13 protein-coding genes are annotated in these 18,501 nt (G+C 71.1%); 2 read left to right on the forward strand and 11 right to left on the reverse strand.

Translation table 11 applies throughout. From position 1 onward, the window contains the following. Positions 1-60 precede the first annotated feature (60 nt). A complete protein-coding gene (locus OG519_RS32310) occupies positions 61-1,575 on the forward strand; it encodes an MFS transporter (RefSeq protein WP_405591578.1) in 1,515 nt (504 codons plus the stop codon). Between the two features lie 158 nt (positions 1,576-1,733). Here the strand turns inward: OG519_RS32310 and OG519_RS32315 are convergent, their stop codons facing one another. The 11 genes from OG519_RS32315 to OG519_RS32365 all read right to left on the reverse strand — a co-directional run bounded on the left by OG519_RS32315 (position 1,734) and on the right by OG519_RS32365 (position 14,057). Next, on the reverse strand, positions 1,734-3,026 hold the full coding sequence (locus tag OG519_RS32315; RefSeq protein ID WP_405591581.1) for a hypothetical protein: 1,293 nt from the start codon (positions 3,024-3,026) through the stop codon (positions 1,734-1,736). 24 nt (positions 3,027-3,050) lie between these two features. After that, positions 3,051-3,998 carry an SRPBCC family protein gene (locus tag OG519_RS32320; RefSeq protein WP_405591583.1) on the reverse strand — a complete coding sequence of 316 codons (948 nt, stop codon included), beginning with the start codon at positions 3,996-3,998 and terminating at the stop codon, positions 3,051-3,053. Between the two features lie 6 nt (positions 3,999-4,004). Beyond that, positions 4,005-4,664, reverse strand: a complete 660-nt coding sequence (locus OG519_RS32325) for a hypothetical protein (protein ID WP_405591586.1) — start codon at positions 4,662-4,664, stop codon at positions 4,005-4,007. Between the two features lie 592 nt (positions 4,665-5,256). Continuing rightward, positions 5,257-5,628: a hypothetical protein gene (locus OG519_RS32330; protein ID WP_405591589.1), complete on the reverse strand. Its 372-nt coding sequence runs from the start codon at positions 5,626-5,628 to the stop codon at positions 5,257-5,259. Continuing rightward, complete coding sequence (gene ctaD / locus OG519_RS32335; protein WP_405593155.1) at positions 5,625-7,307, reverse strand: cytochrome c oxidase subunit I; 1,683 nt, start codon at positions 7,305-7,307, stop codon at positions 5,625-5,627. The genes OG519_RS32330 and ctaD overlap by 4 nt, the downstream gene beginning before the upstream one ends. A gap of 469 nt (positions 7,308-7,776) precedes the next feature. Continuing rightward, entirely contained in the window at positions 7,777-8,772 is a 996-nt protein-coding gene (dhaK, locus tag OG519_RS32340) for a dihydroxyacetone kinase subunit DhaK (RefSeq protein ID WP_405591592.1), read from the reverse strand. Between the two features lie 41 nt (positions 8,773-8,813). Continuing rightward, on the reverse strand, positions 8,814-9,461 hold the full coding sequence (gene dhaL, locus OG519_RS32345) for a dihydroxyacetone kinase subunit DhaL (protein WP_405591595.1): 648 nt from the start codon (positions 9,459-9,461) through the stop codon (positions 8,814-8,816). A 51-nt stretch (positions 9,462-9,512) separates the two neighbouring features. Continuing rightward, on the reverse strand, positions 9,513-10,319 hold the full coding sequence (locus OG519_RS32350; RefSeq protein WP_405591598.1) for an HAD-IA family hydrolase: 807 nt from the start codon (positions 10,317-10,319) through the stop codon (positions 9,513-9,515). After that, on the reverse strand, positions 10,319-11,179 hold the full coding sequence (locus OG519_RS32355) for a class II fructose-bisphosphate aldolase (RefSeq protein WP_405591600.1): 861 nt from the start codon (positions 11,177-11,179) through the stop codon (positions 10,319-10,321). The genes OG519_RS32350 and OG519_RS32355 overlap by 1 nt, the downstream gene beginning before the upstream one ends. 160 nt (positions 11,180-11,339) lie before the next feature. After that, on the reverse strand, positions 11,340-13,202 hold the full coding sequence (locus tag OG519_RS32360; protein WP_405591603.1) for a response regulator: 1,863 nt from the start codon (positions 13,200-13,202) through the stop codon (positions 11,340-11,342). Positions 13,203-13,322: 120 nt separating this feature from the next. Next, positions 13,323-14,057 carry a hypothetical protein gene (locus OG519_RS32365; protein ID WP_405591606.1) on the reverse strand — a complete coding sequence of 245 codons (735 nt, stop codon included), beginning with the start codon at positions 14,055-14,057 and terminating at the stop codon, positions 13,323-13,325. A gap of 780 nt (positions 14,058-14,837) precedes the next feature. On the opposite strand from OG519_RS32365, the gene OG519_RS32370 reads away from it, so the two are divergent. Then, on the forward strand, positions 14,838-18,248 hold the full coding sequence (locus OG519_RS32370; RefSeq protein WP_405591609.1) for a discoidin domain-containing protein: 3,411 nt from the start codon (positions 14,838-14,840) through the stop codon (positions 18,246-18,248). The last annotated feature ends 253 nt before the right edge of the window (positions 18,249-18,501 follow it).

The raw sequence follows: 18,501 nt of genomic DNA on the forward strand, positions 1-18,501 counted from the left end.
TCTTGCTATCACACGTGCCCGCGCACGTTTCCTTTTTCACACCCCTAGGTGGACGCACGTATGTCTCAAACGGCCGAAACCCGGCTTCCCGACCCACGGCGCTGGACAGCGCTGGTGTTTATCTCGCTGGCCCAGCTCATGGTCGTGCTCGACTCGACGATCGTGAATATCGCGCTGCCCAGCGCACAGCACGCCCTTGACATTTCCGACGCCAACAAGCAGTGGGTCATCACCGCTTACGCGCTCGCCTTCGGCGGTCTCCTCCTCTTCGGCGGCCGGATCGCCGACCTGTGGGGACGCAAGCGCACCTTTGTCGTCGGCCTGACCGGCTTCGCCCTCGCGTCCGCGATCGGCGGCGCGGCCGGCAACGAGGCGATGCTGCTCAGCTCGCGGGCCGCCCAGGGCGCCTTCGGCGCGCTGCTCGCCCCGTCGGCGCTTTCGCTGCTCGCGGTGTCGTTCACCGACGCCAAGGAGCGGGCGAAGGCCTTCGGGATCTTCGGCGCGATCGCCGGCGGCGGTGGCGCCGTGGGCCTGCTGCTCGGCGGCGTGCTCACCGAGTTCCTCAACTGGCGCTGGACCTTCTTCGTCAACGTTCCGTTCGCGATCATCGCCGCCCTCGGCGCCTACTTCGTGATCCGTGAGCCCGAGGGCGGCCGCAACCGCTCCCCGCTGGACGTCCCCGGTGTCATCTTGTCCACGCTCGGCCTGATCTCCCTGGTCTACGGCTTCACCCGCGCCGAGACCAGCGGCTGGTCCGCGCCCTCGACGATCGGCCTCTTCGTCGCCTCCGCCCTACTGCTGGCCGCGTTCGCGCTGGTCGAGTCGAAGGTCAAGGCGCCGCTGCTGCCGCTGCGGGTGGTCACCGAGCGCAACCGGGGCGGCATCTTCGCCTCGCTGGGCCTGGCCATCATCGGCCTGTTCGGTGTGTTCCTCTTCCTGACCTACTACCTCCAGGTGGTGCAGGGGTACTCGGCGATCAAGACCGGCTTCGCGTTCCTGCCCATGGTCACCGCCTTCGTGGTGGGTTCGACCCAGATCGGCACCCGACTGGTCACCCGGCTGCCCGCACGGGTGCTGATGGCCCCCGGCTTCGCGGTCGCGGCCGTCGCCATGCTGCTGCTGACCCGGCTCCAGGTGGGCTCGTCCTACGCGGGCGTGGTCCTGCCGTCCCTGGTGCTGCTCGGCCTCGGCATGGGCACCGCGTTCATGCCGGCCATGTCGCTGGCCACCCACGGCATCCAGCCGCGGGACGCGGGCGTCGCCTCGGCGATGGTCAACACCTCCCAGCAGGTCGGCGGTGCCATCGGCACGGCGCTGCTGAACACCGTGGCCGCCTCCGCGACCGCGACGTACCTCGCCGGGCACACCGCGGGTGCGGGCGGCCCCAAGCTGCTCCAGTCGCAGGCGCTGGTGCACGGCTACAGCCACGCCATCTGGTGGGCGGTCGGCATCGAGGCCGTCGCGGCCCTGATCGCCCTGGTCTTCATCAACGTCGGACGCCCCGGCTCGACCAAGCTCGCGTCGAGTTCCGAAGGCGCCGACGAGGAGACCATGGTCCCGGCGGTCATGCACTGACGGGCCCGGGGTGCCTCGCGCACCACGGCTCCACGGCTCCTCGGCCCTGATGAGGGGCCCGCACGACACGGATCTGCCCCGGCGGCGTCGTATCCCGACGCCCTCCGGGGCAGATCCGTGTCCGCGTCAGATCCGGTGCCACCGGCCGGACGGGTGACTCACGACGGGCGGTCCCGGTGCGGGCGCCGCTGCCCGGGGGGCTTGGAGTCGGACCCGCCCGAGCCCGCCTTCTCCCGGGTCCGGGTCGCGTGCCGGTGGCTCGACGCGGTACGGCGGCGGGGGCCGTCGTCGGCCGCGGCACGCCGTCGTGCGCTGCCGGCCCGCTTCGCCTGAGCCCGCTTGGCCTTGTCCCGCGCGCTGGCGGCGGGCCGACGGGCGGGCTCGGCGGCTTCTTCCTCCTCGCCCTCCTCGCCCTGCTCGGCGTCGCCGCCCTGCGCGCCTTCTTCAGCTTCTTCGGCTTCCCCGGCTTCCTCGCCGGTGTCCCGGTCGGCGTCCGCCACGACCTTGGCGCTGCCCTCGATGACATCCTCCACGTCTTCGTCGAGGTCGTCGCCGGCCTTACCGATCGCGTCGCCCGCCTCGCTCACCGCCTGACCGGCCGCCGGCTGGTCGCCCCCGGCCGCCTTGCCCGCGGCGGAGCCTGCCTCGCCGGCCGCCTTCCCGGCGGCGTCGCCCGCGCCTCCGGCGGCTTTGCCCGCGGCGGAACCCGCGTCGCCCACCGCCTCGCCCGCGGTCGAGCCCACGTCGCCGGCTGCCTTGCCGGCTCCGGAGCCCACGTCGCCCGCCGCCTTGCCGGCTCCGGAGCCCACGTCGCCCGCCGCCTTGCCGGCTCCGGAGCCCACGTCTTCGGCTGCCTTGCCGGCTCCGGAACCGACCTCTTCGGCTGCCTTGCCGGCTCCGGAACCGACGTCGCCGACGGCCTGTCCCGCGCCGGAACCGACGTCCTGGACCGCGCCGCGGGCGCCCTCGCCCACGTTCTCCACCGCGCCGCTCGCACCTTGGCCGAGCTGGCCGACAGCCTCGCCCGTACCCTGGCCGACCGACTCGACCGTGGAGCCGAGGGACGAGGTGAGCTGCTCCAGGATCTGCGGATTGCGGTCGATCGTCTTCAGCACGGAGCCGATGATCGCGGCCACGTTGTCGAGGCGGACCTTCAGCAGGGCCTGTGCCTCCACGCCGTTGATGTCGAGATGTACCCGGCCCAGGGCCACATCCACGCCGACGTTGAGCTTGAGCAGATCGAGCACCTCGGCCTGGAGCGAGACCCGCGCCCGCAGGTCCTCGACCTCGAGTTCGATCTCGTCGACGTGGAGGGTCGGGACGTCGAGCAGGACGTCCGGCTCCTCGTCGGGGTTGACCAGTGTACCCTCGGCGATCTCCTCGGAGTCGTCGTCCGGCTCCTGTGCGTCGAACTCCTCCGATGTGTCGACTATCTCCGCGTCGTCATCCATGGTTGACCCCTTTACCCCTCACAGCTACTCGTCAGCGTCCTCGTCGTCCTCGTCGTCGGCGGCGTCTTCTTCGTCCAGATCTTCCTCGTCCTCCTCGCCCTCGCCGTCTTCGTCGTCCTCGGCGCCTTCCTCTTCCTCCTCCTCCGCCATCGCGTCTTCATGGGTTTTGACGACCTCGCCGTCCCGGATCTCACCCCGCCAGCCCTCCGCCTCCTCCCCGACAAAGGTCACGAACTGCTGGAAGTTCTTGAAGTCGAGCCGGATCCGCCGACCCTGTGCACGCCAGATGTTTCCGGTCTTCTCCACGATCCCGGACGGGAGATACACCATGACGAGCACGATCCGGGTGAGCGTGGGGGTGATCTCGTGGAAGCTGACCGCGCCCTGCGTGTTCCCGGCGGCACCCTCGGTCGTCCAGACAATCCGGTCGTCAGGAATCTGTTCCTGTACCGTCGCCTTCCAATTGCGTGTCGACGGTCCGATCTTGACCGTCCATTCGGTGGTCGTCTCTTCGCCGCGTTCGACCTGGCGGACGCCCTTGGTGAAATCGCTGAAGGTCTCGAACTCGGTCCAGTGGTCGTAGGCGAAGCGCAGGGGGACCCCGACGTCGATCGTCTCGATGACATGGCTGGACTTGGGGTTCTTGGTGAGATCGTCACCGCCGCCGCCACCGCCCGAGCCGCCGCCACCGCCGACGGCCTCCTTCACCTTTCCGGTGACCTTCTCCTTGGCTTCCTTCGTCTTCGCTCCGGCCACCGCCTTCACCGGCGACTCGCCGCGCAGGACGCGTGAGCCCATCTCCGGCAGCGTGCCGCCGCCGTCACCGGTGAGCTTCTCGGTCGCGTCGGCCAGCTTGCCGCCCGCCCGCTTCGCGAGGTGCTTGGCCCGGGCGCCGAGGTACTGGCGGACTTCCTGCTTCAGCAGATCCATGGGGCTCTGGTCGGTCGCGCTGCTCTCCTGGTCGGCTGCCATGTCCGGTCACCTCTCCCGTCGAGGCCGCGAGGCCGACTTCTTGGTGGGCTGGCTCTTCTTCGCCGCGGTCTTTCCGGCAGTGGGGGACGGCTTCGCCGAGCGCTTTCCGGCCGGCGCCGGCTTCTCGGGTGCGGAGGTCCTCGTGGGAGCCGCCTTCTTCCGCCGGGGCTTCGGCGGCTCCTCCTCAGCGTCCTCGGCGTCCTCGGCGTCCTCTTCGTCGGTCGGCTCTTCCTGCTCTTCGTCCTGCTCCTGGTCCTCGGCGGGCTCTTCCTCGGACTCCTCGTCCTCGTCCGGCTCATCAGGCTCGTCGGGTTCCGGCGTGTCGCCCAAGCCGAGGGTGCGTTCGTGCAGAGCGCTGGTGAGGGCGGTCAGGCCGCGGTTGGCAGCCGACGACGCCACACCGCGGGCCTTTCGTCCGACCGCACCCTGGTGGGCTCCCCCTTTACCGCCCTTGCCCTCTTTCTCGCCGGCCTCTTCGCCGTTGTCCGAGCCTCCCGGCACGCCCGGAAGTTTCCGGATGCCGCCGACCACCGCTTTGCGCGGACTCAGGCCTTTGCCTGCCAGCAGGGCCGCGGCGGCGAGGGCCACCCGCCCTTTCTTGGTCCGGCCGAGCAGATAGCCTCCGGCCACGGCGGCAGCCAGACCGACGTTTTTGGATTCACCCATCACGCTTCGCCTTCTCACTGTCGAGTGCGGCCGTGGTCGTTTTCCCCTGACGGTCGGTTCATCGACTCCCGTCGATGGCAGAAGGGGCGCGGACAGCGCGCTGCCCTGGAGCACCGCATCACTGTGTGACGCCTCCGGGCCCTCTTCCCCAGTCTGGCCTCATCCCGCCGAACCGCATCCCGGGCCGAGCGGCGCGCGCGGACAAACGCCGGCTCCGCTCCTTCGGGGCGCGGTAGGCGGGCCCGGTGGAATCCCCGGTCAGGCCGGCGGCGACAGCCGGCGGAGAGGCCGGGCGGCCCTGGCCCGGACATGGCGCCGGCTGCCCGCCGGCGGGGGTCCGGGAGGCAGCCGGGTAAACATGATGTGCCGAGTGTGTGAGAGGTGGCTTAAGCCGGTCTTGCGGCCCCGTGGCGGGCTCATCGCTCGTTAGACGCTCGCCTGTCGCTCGGGACGCGCCCGAACCCGCTCGGCCCCCCGCCCGAACCCGCTCGGCCCCCCGCCCGAACCCGCTCGGCCCCCCGCCCGAACCCGCTCGGCCCCCCGCCCGGACCCTGCCCGGACCCCGCCCGGGCAGCGCGCCGGTCGCCGCCTCTCAGCCGGTCCCGTCGACCGCCAGCGCGCAGAGCGCCGCGCACACCGAGAGCGCCGTCAGCAGCAGCGCCACGCAGGTGCACAGCAGTCGCTGCCGCAGGGCGAGGTACCGGGTGTCGTACTGCTCCTCCAGTTCCCGGCAGCGCTCGGCGACCGCCCGCAGCCGGATCCGGGACTGCGCCAGCCGCTCCTGCGCGTAGCGCAGGGTGAGGTCCTCGCGCTGGGCGGTGGTGAGCCAGGGGAGCAGGCGGGCGAAGGACTCCGCCTCCCGCCGCGCCGCGCCGATCTCCGCCTGCGCCAGCAGATAGCCCTCGACCTCCGCGATCCCGGCGGCCAGGTCGTCCTCGGCGGCGGCGCCGCGGTCCGCGGTCACTTCATCCTCCCGTCCTGATCGTCGCCCTCGTCGGAGTTGGGCGTGGCGAGGCCCTTTCCTGGTTCGAGCACGTCCCGGCGGCCGCCGTGCTGCGCCTCCTCGACGGCCACGATCCCCGGGTGATGGAGGTCGAAGGCCGGCGACTCCGAGCGCACCCGGGGCAGGGTGACGAAGTTGTGGCGCGGCGGCGGGCAGGAGGTCGCCCACTCCAGGGACCGCCCGTATCCCCAGGGATCGTCGACATCGACGCGCCGGCCGTACTGGGCGGTCTTCCAGACGTTGTAGAGGAACGGCAGCGTGGAGGAGCCCAGCAGGAACGCCCCGATGGTGGACAGGGTGTTCAGCCCGGTGAAGCCGTCGCGCGCCAGATAGTCGGCGTAGCGCCGGGGCATTCCCTCGGCCCCGAGCCAGTGCTGCACCAGGAACGTGGTGTGGAATCCCACGAAGAGCGTCCAGAAATGGATCTTCCCCAGGCGTTCGTCCAGCATTTTCCCGGTGAATTTGGGCCACCAGAAATAGAACCCGGAGAACATGGCGAACACCACCGTGCCGAAGACGGTGTAGTGGAAGTGGGCCACCACGAAATAGGAGTCCGAGACGTGGAAGTCCAGCGGCGGCGACGCCAGCAGCACCCCGGTCAGCCCGCCGAAGAGGAAGGTCACCAGGAAGCCGAGCGACCAGAGCATCGGGGTCTCGAAGGACAGGGAGCCCCGCCAGATCGTGCCGATCCAGTTGAAGAACTTCACTCCGGTGGGCACGGCGATCAGAAAGGACATAAAAGAGAAGAACGGCAGCAGCACCACGCCCGTCACGAACATGTGGTGCGCCCAGACGGTCACCGAGAGCCCGGCGATGGCGATGGTCGCGCCGATGAGGCCCACATAGCCGAAGACCGGCTTGCGGGCGAAGACCGGCAGCACCTCCGTCACGATGCCGAAGAACGGCAGCGCGATGATGTAGACCTCCGGATGCCCGAAGAACCAGAAGAGATGCTCCCACAGGATGGGCCCGCCGTTGGCGGCGTCGAAGATGTGCGCGTGGAACTTCCGGTCGGCCTCGGCGGCCAGCAGCGCCGCCGCCAGCACCGGGAAGGCGATGATGACCAGCACGGCGGTCAGCAGGGTGTTCCAGGTGAAGATCGGCATCCGGAACACGGTCAGCCCCGGGGCGCGCATGCAGATGATCGTGGTGATGAAGTTGACCGAGCCGAGGATGGTGCCGAAGCCGGAGAAGGCCAGGCCCATGTTCCACATGTCGGCGCCGACGCCGGTGGAGTGCAGCGGGCCGGCCAGCGGCTGGTAGGCGGTCCAGCCGAAGTCGGCCGCCCCGTCCGGCGTGAAAAAGGCACCGACGGCGATCAGCGACCCGAAGAGATAGAGCCAGTAGGCGAGGGCGTTCAGCCGCGGGAAGGCGACGTCGGGCGCCCCGATCTGCAACGGCATGATCCAGTTGGCGAATCCGGCGAACAGGGGCGTCGCGAAGATCAGCAGCATGATGGTGCCGTGCATGGTGAAGAGCTGGTTGTACTGCTCGGTCGAGAGCAGTTGCAGTCCGGGGCGGGCCAGTTCGATGCGCATCACCATCGCCAGCAGGCCGGCGATGAGAAAGAAGACAAAGGAGGTGATGAGGTACAGGCTGCCGATGGTCTTGTGGTCGGTGGTGGTCAGCCACGCGACCATCACCTTTCCGGCCCGGAACTCCGTTTTCTTCTCCGGGGCCTGCTCGGTGGCGGTGTTCTCCTTGGCGAACGTCACTCGGGTTCCCTCGTTTTTTGCAAGCCGGGTGGCCGCGGGCGACGCCGGTGTCGTCGGCGTGCGCGCGGTCCGTGGTCGGAAGAGCCAGTCCCGACGAAGTGAGGGCGCGGCGCTCAGCCGGCAGCCGTCATTCGTCAGCCGCGAAGGAGCGGGCCATGGGCTATTCGGACCTGGCACCCGGCGCATACGCGGGAGGTCGATCGCATCCGCCCACGGTAAGCACAGGAACGGGCCGAGGGAAGCCGCCTCGCGGAGCCGGTCCCGCCATTGGGTGAGCAGCGCGCCGGCGCCCGGGTCCCCGCCCGCACCGGTGCGATGACCTGGTGCGGGCGGGGACCCGGGCGCCGTGCCGGCGCGCGGTGGCGCCGGGTGGGCCGAGCGGGCGGCGGCGCGGTCAGAAGACGCGAATCGCCGTCTCCGCCGGGTCGTTGAGCAGTTCGGCGATCTCGTCGTCGAGGCGGACCAGGGTGATGGACGCGCCGGCCATGTCGAGCGAGGTGCAGTAGTCGCCCACGTAGCTGCGGCGGATGTCGATGCCGCGGTCGCCCAGTTGGCGGTGGGCCAGGCCGTACAGCAGGTACAGCTCGCTCAGCGGGGTGCCGCCGAGGCCGTTGACCATCAACGCGACATGGTCGCCCGAGGCGTACGGCAGATCGTCGACGACCGCGCCGAGCAGTTCGCGCACGATCTCGTCGGCGTCCTGGAGCTTCTCCCTGCGGCGTCCCGGCTCGCCGTGGATACCGACACCCATCTCGACCTCGTCCTCGGGCAGTTCGAAGAGCGGGGAGCCCTTGGCCGGCGGGGTGCAGGGGGTGAGCGCCATGCCCATCGTGCGGGTGACCGAGTTGACCTTCTCGCCGATGCGGACGGCCTCGTCGAGTTCGGCGCCGCGTTCGGCCGCCGCGCCGACCGCCTTCATCACGAAGAAGTTGCCCGCCACACCACGCCGTCCGACGGTGTACGTCGAGTCCTGGACGGACACGTCGTCGTCGATGTACAGCGTGCGGACCTTGGTGCCCTCGGCCTCCGCGAACTCCTCGGCCATCTCGAACGCCATCTTGTCGCCGGTGTAGTTGTTGACCAGCAGCAGCACGCCCTTGGGCGACGCGACCCGCTTGATCGTCTCCACGACGTAGTCGGTGGGCGGCGCGGCGAAGACGTCACCCGGGCAGGCGGCGTCCAGCATCCCCTTGCCGACGCTCATCACATGCGACGGCTCGTGCCCGGAACCGGAGCCCTGGACGATGGAGATCTTCGCGTCGCTCGGGGTGTCGGCCCGCATGATCAGGTTGTACTCGGGTACGTAGCGCAGCGTCTGCGGGTTGGCCAGCGCCAGCCCCTGCAACATCTCCGCCACATAGTTCTTCGGGTCGTTGACGAACTTCTTCATGGTGGATCTCCCAGCTCTTTCCGTTCTCTTCCGGTGCGCCGTCAGGCCCGTGCGGCCCAGGCGTCCGCGACGCTCTCGGCGATGACCGCGACCGCCATCGCCCCCGCGTCGGGCGAGCCGATGCTGCGCTCGCCGGTGTAGCTCGGCCGGCCCCGCATGGCCTGCATCGGGGTGGTCGCCTCGGCGGCGCCGCGGGCCGCCGAGGCGGCGCTCCTGGCCAGTTCGGCCGCGTCCTCGTGGCGGGCGCCGTGCAGTTCCCTCTCCAGCGCGTCGGTCATCGGGATCAGCGCGTCCAGCAGTGTCTTGTCACCCAGGTCCGACTTGCCGCGGGTCTTGATCCCCTCGGCGGCGGCCCGCAGCATCGCCACCGCGTCGTCGCCGGTCAGCTCCGTACGGTCGTTGACGGCGCCGGCCGCCCGCAGGAAGGCGGTGCCCCACAGCGGTCCCGAAGTCCCGCCGACCCGCTGGGAGATGACCAGGGCGATCTTCTTCAGGAAGACCGAGGGGCTGGCGCGGTCGAAGCTGTCCCAGTCGGCGAGGACCACCTCGAACCCCCGTGCGAGCGAGTGGCCGAGGTCACCGTCGCCGACGACGGCGTCCAGTTCGCTGAACTCCCGTTCGTTGTCGACCGACGTCTGGGCGATGGTCCTGACGGTGAACTCAAGGTCGTTCGTCCCTTGCGATGACATGTCTCTCCCTGTGCCTGACGGTGCTCGAAGGTGCCGGAGCCCTGCCCGTTCTCAGCCGGGTCCCGGCGGGGCCGACAGCAGGAACGCGAGGTCGTCGAGGGTCACGTAAGGCCCGGGACCGGCCCCGAGCGGGTCGTCGAGCACGTGCGTGGTGGCGGCGTCCGGCGCCGGATCGCCGAGCGTGGTGACCACCAGACCGGCGCCGGTGAAGTCCTCCGCGCCGGTGTAGGCGCTGGTGGTCACCAGACAAGTCAGGCCCGCGTTCACCGCCGCCAGCATCCCGTTGCGGCTGTCCTCGATCACCAGGACATCTCCGACTGCGCCGTCGTCCATGCCGAGCCGCTCGACGGCGTAGTCGTAGATGTCCGGCGCCGGCTTCTTGCGCGGCACCACGTCCCCGGCGAACACCTCGAAGGCGGCGGCGAGTTCGCCGCCCATCGCGAGGTCGAGCACACTGCGCACGGACGGCTCCGCCGAGGTGGAGGCGACCGCGAGCGGCCAGCCGGCGGCGTGCGCCTCGCGCGCGAGCCGCCGCACACCCGGCCGGCGCGGAATGGATCCGCTCGCGATGATCCGGGTGTAGATCTCGGTCTTGCGCTCGTGCCAGCGGGCGACCTCCGCGTCCAGCGCGTCCGGGTCGCTCGGCAGCCCGGTCCTCGCGATGAACTCCGGCGTCAGCAGTGTCCTCATCCGCTCCTTGCCGCCGCCGACCCTGACCTTCTCCGCGTACTCCGCGTCGCTCCACTCCACCGGCAGGCCGAACTCGGCGAACGTCTGGTTGAAAGCGGGCAGATGACCGTAGCGCTCGGTGTCGGCGAGGACGCCGTCACAGTCGAAGACCAGTGCGGGCACGGTCATCACCTCGCCCGTCCCGCGCTGCCGAAGAGCGTCATCAGTGAAGCCGCCAGGTCGAAGACGTCACCGCGCACCGACCGGAACAGCGACGGCGGATCCCACTTCTCCCGCCGGGCCGCCTCTTCGAGAAAGGCCAGACTCGACTTCATGAAGGTCTCCTTGAGGGCCGTGGAGATGTTGACCTTCGCGCACCCGCGGGAGATGAGGTCGTGGAACTGCTCGTCGGACAGGCCGCTGCCGCCGTGCAGCGCGATCGGCAGCGGACGCGCCTCCACCAGGGCCGTGACCCGCTCGGTGTCGAGTACGGGAGCCTGCTTATAGCTGCCGTGCGCGTTGCCGATCGCCGGGGCGAAGACGTCGACGCCGGTGGTGTCGAGGAACTCCAGCGCCACGTCGAGCGACTCCTGGTCGGCCGCCCGGTCGGTGCCGACCCCGTCCTCCACACCCGTGATGGACTCGATCTCACCCTCGACGCCGGCGCCGTACTCCCTCGCCTCGGCGACGACCTCGACGGTCTGCCGCATGTTCTCCGCCACCGGCAGCCGTGAGGCGTCGAAGAGCACGGAGTTCCAGCCGTGCCGAAGGCACTGGGTGATCACCTCGCGATCCGGGCAGTGGTCCAGGTGCAGGGTGACCGGCACCTCGATGCCCGCGGTCATCGAGCGCCACAGCGCGTAGAACTCGTCGTAGCCGATCGACTTGACCGTCTTGACGGAGGTCTGCACGATCAGCGGCGACGACTTCTCCACGGCCGCGGCGAGCACGGCCTCCAGAGTGAGATCGTTGACGACGTTGATGGCCGGCACGCCGTACCGCTTCTCGAACGCGTCGGACACAATGCTGGTCAGCGGCACGACAGACACATCGACTCCCGTGGCTCAGGTTCGGCTGGCCCTTTCCACGCTAACCCGATGAAGTCCGCAGGTCAGGAGGGGTTTCCCCCAGTCACGGGTAGGAAATTCCCCACCACGCGGCCGTGCGCCCAGGTCCGGGGCGCGCCCGGCCCGGTGTCGCGGAGCGTGCTCAGCGCCCCGCCGCCCGGTGCGCGAGCACGGTGCGGTTGGGCGCCCCGGTCTTCCGCAGCACCGCACCCACATGCTTCTCGACGGTCTTCACCGAGATCGCCAGCAGCGCCGCGATCCGCTTGTCCGGCAGACCCCGCTCCACCAGGGCCCGCACCTCGCGCTCCCGCTCGGTGAGCGGATCGGCGGCGGGCCGGTCCCGGTCGGTGAAGCCGCGCAGCATCCGCTCGGTGAGCATCGCGTCGCCCCGCGTCGCGGCCAGCACCGCGCGGACCAGGCCGGGGCCGTCCAGCTCGGAGCCGACGCAGCCGCGGGCCCCCGCGTGCACCGCCTCCTTGAGAAGCTCGTCGCCGAGGTCGTCGGTCGTGATCAGCACCGCGGTGCCGGGACTCGCCGAGCGGATGTACGAGGTCAGCCGGGCGCCGTCCAGCCCCGGCATCCTCAGGTCGAGCAGCACGACATCGGGCTCCAGGAGCCGCACCGCCGCCATGACCCGGCCGGCCTCGCCGACCTCGCCCACCACCTCGATCTCCGGCTGGCCCTGCGTCAGCAGCCGCGCCAAGCCCGCCCTGACCACCGCCCGCCGGTCCACGACGAGGACCCGCCAGGGCGTGATCGCGCCCTCGTCCCGGCGGTCGCCCGCCGCGTAGGGGATACGGGCCCGGATCCTGGTGCCCCAGCCCGGTGTCGACTCGATCCGCAGATCCGCCCCGTCCTGCCGGGCCCGCTCCACGATGCCGGTCAGACCGCGGCCGCCGCTCCGTACCCCGCTGTCCGCCGGGTCGAAGCCGCGCCCGTCGTCCTCGACCACCACGGCGACATCGTCCGCCCCGTACATCACACCCACCCTGACCAGTTCCGCCCGGGCATGGGCGACCACATTGGTCAGCGCCTCCTGCACCAGGCGCAGCGCGTGCGCCCCGGCCTCCGCGCCGAGCGGCGGATGCTCGCCGGTGACCACCAGATCCGTCCTGATGCCGGCCGTCGAGTGCGCCCAGGCCAGCTCGGTCGCGATGGCCTCGTCCAGCGACCGCGGCCCGAGCAGCGAGGGACCGAGGCCGAGCACGGTGCGCCGGGTGTCGGCCAGGGCCGCGCGCGCCACCGCCCTTGCGGCGTCGAGACAGGCGGCCGGCGCCGCGCTGTCGTCCGCTTCGAGCGACAGCAGGATCGAGCCGAGCGCCCGGGCCACCGTGTCGTGCACATCGCGCACCACCCGTTCGCGTTCGGCGCTGACCGCCAGGCCGCGGGCCCGCTCCTCGGCGTCCTGGTGCAGACGGGCGTTGGCGATGGCGATCGCGGCGTGGCTGGCGAAGACCCGCAGCAGTTCGACGTCCTCGGGTCCGAAGCGCTTGGCCGGATCGGTGCCGAAGACGACGCACACCCCGATGATCCGGTCGTGCCACTCGATCGGCACCGCGAGGGTGGCGTGCAGCCGCTCCCGGTCCCCGGGGTCCACATGGCCGCCGGGCACCTCGCGATAGCTGTCGAAGAGCCGGGGGCCGCGCGCCGCCACCACCGCTCCGCAGGTCCCCGCCTCCTCGTCGAGCGGGAAGACCCGGCCCTCCTGGCAGCCGATGCCGAGGGAGGCCACTTTGGCGTACGTACCGGCACTCTCGTCGACCGTGCTGATCGAGCCCGCGCCCGCCCCCAGCAGGCTCACCGCCCGGCGCAGGATCCGCCGCAGCAGCGGTTGCAGCGCGAACCGGCCGGCCAGATCCTCCACCGCGCCGCTCAGCGCCTCGATCCGCGCGTCCCGGCCGGCCCGCCGACCGCCCGGAGCACCGGGGTCGCCGGGACCCTCGTGGCCGGCCGGGGCGTCAGCCCGCCGACCCGCCGTGCCGGGGGCGGCGCGCGGCTCACCCATGACACGGCCCACAGGTCCGCATGCCTATCAGGATAATCCCGCCGAACCGGACGTGCCGGGCGCCGGGGACATCGTGAGGACCGGGCCCCGCCTGGCCCGCGGCACTCCGCGGGGGGCCGGTCAGCGGCAGTCCACCGCGACGGAGTCCACGCCGATCGTGATCGGGGTGGAGCTCCAGTCGGTGATCCCCTCGTCGTTGCGGAAGTGGACCTCGCGGCGGGTGTAGAAGACAAAGCCGTCGTAGGTCTGCGGGTCGTAGCTGTACTCGGCCATGAGGGTGTTGCCCAGCACGGCCGGCGCGTAGTCCACCCGGCGCAGGAGCATGTGGGAGTCGTAGAAGAAGACCTGCTCGCGGCTGTGGGTCGGGTAGTACGCGGGGAAGGTCACCGCCAGCCGCCGCCAGGTCTGCCCGTCCTCCCGGCACGGCTCGATCTCGTGCGCCGCCACCCCCGGATAGGTGAAGAGGAAGGGCTCCACGAAGGCGCTCCAGTTCGCCGTGCCGAGGAAGTACGCCAGGCTCAGCGCGTCCCAGGCGACGTCGTCCTGGAAGGGCGGGAACGCGCTCTCCGGCTGCTCCCGCCGCTCCAGCACCTCACCGCGGGCGTTGTTGAGCTGCACGGCCACCGAGGTGCCGACGTCGAAGACGGCCGTGGTGTCCTCGCCGAGGAAGGGCGTGAAGGTGATGTTCACCCGGCGGGGGTCGAAGGTGACGATCTGCGGGCGGCGGATCCGCGACCCGCCCCGGGGGGCCCAGAACGGCCCGTCCACGGTGAGCTGAAGGCTCGCGCCGAGCGCCTTCCACCACTTCTTGAGTCCTCCGTGCGTGTCCAGCACGCGCTCCAGCAGTTCGTCCATCTCGCGTTCTCCCTCGTTCGGGTACGAGCCGGTCCGCGTCCCTCCGGGATGCGCCCGTACCGCCGCGCCCCTCGCCCATCCTCTCCGGCGCGGGCGGGAACGGCATATCGGCGCCGGGCGGTGCGGGCCGGGGCCGGTGCGGCCCCGACGGGCCGTTGTCGAGCCCCCGGGGCGCCCAGGGGTGTCCGGCCGTCTCCAGGAGACGCGTCATGTCCAAGACCGGCATCGCCACCGGTGGCTCCAGCGGCTTCGGCGCCATGAGCGCACGGCCGCTCGCCGACGCCGGACACACCGTCTCCGCGAGCCTGCGCCATTCGAAGGACCGCGACGCGCACGCGGTCAACGTCCTTTCCACCCAACGGGTGAACCGGGTGTGCTTGACCCGCCGTCAGTCACGCCGCGGGCCGCCGGGACCCAGCCGGGGTGGGTGCGCCCAGGCTCGATGCGCGCCGGCCCCCGGCGGCAGTCACGCCGCGGGCCGACGCCCGCCCTCCGAGGGGCGACCCTCGTCGGGAAGGCTCGGCGCAGCCGACCGCGTAGCTGTGAACTTGGGTCGGACGGGTTGACGTGATCACGGAGCGCGTGTTCACTTCCCAACTGGAGAGCGCTCTCCCGTTGGCCTGGCGGCGTGTGCGCCGCCGTTCGTGACCCGGCGCCCCGCTCTCCCCGCTCCTCACGTTCTCCCGCCCCCCATCCCACCTGTGAGGGAGATTCATGTATGCCACTCATCGGGTCAGGCCCGGCACACCACGAACGCGCCGGGTGCCGGGTACGGCCCGCGTGTTCCGCTCGGTGTGGCTCGTCCCCGCCGCCGTACTCGCCCTGATCGCCGCGCTGTTCAGCGCGGCGGGCTCGGCGCACGCCGACCCCACGCTGCTCTCCCAGGGCAAGCCCGCCACCGCCTCCTCGACGGAGAACGCCGGGACCCCGGCGTCCGCCGCGGTCGACGGCGACACCGGCACCCGCTGGTCGAGCCAGCCGAGCGATCCCCAGTGGCTCCAGGTCGACCTCGGCGCGACCGCGACCGTCTCCCAGGTCGTCCTGCGCTGGGAAGCGGCGTACGCGACCGGGTTCCAGATCCAGGTGTCCGCCGACGCCACGACCTGGACCCCGGTCTACTCGACCACCACCGGCACCGGCGGCACGCAGACGCTTTCCGTAAACGGTTCCGGGCGTTATGTCCGCGTCTACGCAACCGCCCGAGCGACCGGTTACGGCTACTCCCTCTGGGAGTTCCAGGTCTACGGATCGAGCGGCGGAGGCGGCGGCACCACCTGCGGTACGGCGAACGCCGCCCTCGACCAGCCCGCCACCGCCTCCTCGACGGAGAACGGCGGCACCCCGGCGTCCGCCGCGGTCGACGGCGACACCGGCACCCGCTGGTCGAGCCAGCCGAGCGACCCGCAGTGGCTCCAGGTGGACCTGGGCTCCAGCGTGCCGATCTGCCAGGTCGTGCTCCAGTGGGAGACGGCCTACGCGAGCGCCTTCCAGATCCAGGTGTCCACCAACGGCACGACCTGGACGCCGGTCTACTCGACCACCACCGCCACCGGCGGGACCCAGACCCTGACCGTCTCCGGCACCGGCCGCTACGTCCGGGTGTACGGCACCGCGAGGGCCACCGCCTACGGCTATTCGCTCTACGAGTTCCAGGTCCGTACCGGCGGCAGCGGCACGACAGGCGGCACCACCGGTGGCACCACCGGCGGTGGCGGCGGCAACGGCAATTGCGGTACGGCGAACGCCGCACTCGGCCACCCGGCGACCGTGTCCTCCGTCCAGGACGGCAACCAGGCCTACGCCGCTCCCTACGGCGTCGACGGCAGCACCGTGACCCGCTGGGCCAGCGCGTACGCGGACCCGCAGTGGTTCGAGGTCGACCTCGGCGCCGCGCTGCCGGTCTGCCAGGTGGTGCTGCAATGGGAGAACGCCTACGCCACCGCCTTCCAGATCCAGCTCTCCAACGACGGCACCGCCTGGACCCCGATCTACTCCACCACCACCGGCACCGGCGGCAAGCAGACCCTGACCGTCTCCGGCACCGGCCGCTACATCCGGATGTACGGCACCACCAGGGCCACCGGATACGGCTACGCGCTCTGGGAGTTCCAGGTCCGCACCGTCGGCGGGGTGACCGCCACCATCCCGCCGCCGCCCTCGAAGCCGGCGCCGGGCAGCTGCCCCTGGCTCAACTCCACCGCGGCGACCACCACCCGGGTGGCCCAGCTCATGGGACAGATGACGCTGGCCCAGAAGGTCGCCATGCTGCACGGCACCGACGCGCCCGACTACATCGGGAAGATCATCGGCAATCCGTCGCTCTGCATCCCCGACGTCAACTTCGAGGACGGCCCGGCCGGCGTCGGCGACGGTCTCGGCGGTGTCACCCAGATGCCGTCCGGGCTGGTCTCGGCGGCCACCTTCGACCCCGCGTACGAGCAGCAGTACGGCACCTCGGTCGGCGAGGAGTTCGCCGGCAAGGGGGTGAACGTGGCGCTCGGCCCGACCGTCAACATGGTGCGCGACCCGCGCTGGGGCCGCTCGTACGAGACCTTCGGCGAGGACCCGTACCTCTCCGGCCAGATGGGCGCGGCCGACGTCGAAGGCATCCAGAGCAAGGGCGTGATGGCCGAGGTCAAGCACGCGGCGGCGTACAACATCGAGCAGCCCGCCGGGACCATCGACGTCGACCCGCGGACGCTGCAGGAGATCTACCTGCCCGCCTTCCAGACCGCCATCAAACAGGGCGGCGCGGCCGCGGTGATGTGCGCGTACAGCAACGTCAACAACATCCCGTCCTGCCAGAACCCGGAGATCCTCAACCAGGGCCTCTACCAGCAGGCCGGCTTCACCGGCTTCGTCACCTCCGACTGGGGAGCCATCCACTCCACCGTGGACTCCGCCAACGCCGGCCTGACCGTGGAGATGCCGGGCGGCTACTACTACGCCGACTACCTCGTCCAGGCGGTCCAGAACGGCGAGGTCAGCCAGGCCACCGTGGACACGATGGTCTCCCGGGTGCTCACCCAGATGTTCCGGTTCGGCATGTTCGACAAGGCGCCCACCGGCTCCAACACCGCGATCGTCGCCGCGCCGGCGCACGCCCAGGTCGCGCTGAAGGGCGACGAGGAAGGCACGGTGCTGCTGAAGAACAACGGCACCCTGCCGCTGAACGCCGCCACCCTCTCCTCGGTCGCGGTGATCGGCCAGGACGCGGGACCCGGCGCCCAGACCATCGGCGGCGGCAGCGGAACCGTCACCAGCACCGGCACCTACACCCCGATCATCGGGATCCAGAACCGGCTGGCCGGCACCAGCACCAAGGTCGCCTACAACGACGGCAGCGACCAGGCGTCGGCCGCGGCCCTCGCCAAGTCCTCGGACGTCGCCGTCGTCTTCGCCAGCGACAACTACGGCCACGAGGAGGCCGACAACACCTCGCTCAACCTGCCGGGCAACCAGGACGCCCTCATCCAGGCGGTGGCCGCGGCCAATCCGCGCACCATCGTGGTGCTGAACAACAACTCCGCCATCCTGATGCCCTGGCTCAACCAGGTCGCGGGCGTCTTCGAGGGCTTCTACGACGGTCAGGAGTGGGGCGAGGCCATCGCCGCGCTCCTCTTCGGCGATGTGAACCCCTCGGGCCACCTGCCGGTCACCTTCCCGACCTCGCTCTCCCAGGTGCCGGCGAACACCACCGCCCAGTGGCCGGGCACCAACGGCGCGGTCACGTACTCCGAGGGCCTGGACATCGGATACCGCTGGTACGACGCCAACAACGTCACCCCGCTCTTCCCGTTCGGCTTCGGTCTTTCGTACACCTCCTTCGCCTACAGCAATCTGCACGTCGGCGCCCTGAGCAACGGCCAGGCCACCGTCACCGCGACCGTCACCAACACCGGGAGCCGGGCCGGGGCCGATGTGGCGCAGCTCTACGTCGGCGATCCCGGCGCGGCCGGCGAGCCACCCCACCAGCTCAAGGGGTTCCAGCGCGTCTCCCTCGACCCCGGGGCCTCGGCGACCGTCACCTTCACGGTCACCACGCACGATCTGGCCTCCTGGAGCACCACGTCCAACCGCTGGGTCGCCGCGGCCGGCGGCTACCAGATCCTGGTCGGCGACTCCTCCCGCAACCTGCCGCTCACCGGCGGCCTGACCCTGAGCTCGACCGTCACCGCGAACGCGCGCTGACACCACCACCCGGGTCACCCGGGTCACCCGGGTCACCCGGGTCACCCGGGTCACCCGGGTCACCCGGGTCCGCCGCGCGATGACCGCCCAGGTCATCGCGCGGCACCAGCACCGAGGTCATCGGGGATCGCCGCCGTCGGCCGCGTGTCGCAAACGCGAAGCGCCGGGGCCGGTCCGTACGCTGAGCGGGCAGTCTGGACAAATCGGACATGCATCACGGGCGCGCCACCGCCGTCGGCGCCTGGCGCCTGGC

This window comes from Streptomyces sp. NBC_01190, from assembly GCF_045039895.1.
Taxonomy (GTDB): Bacteria; Actinomycetota; Actinomycetes; order Streptomycetales; family Streptomycetaceae; genus Actinacidiphila.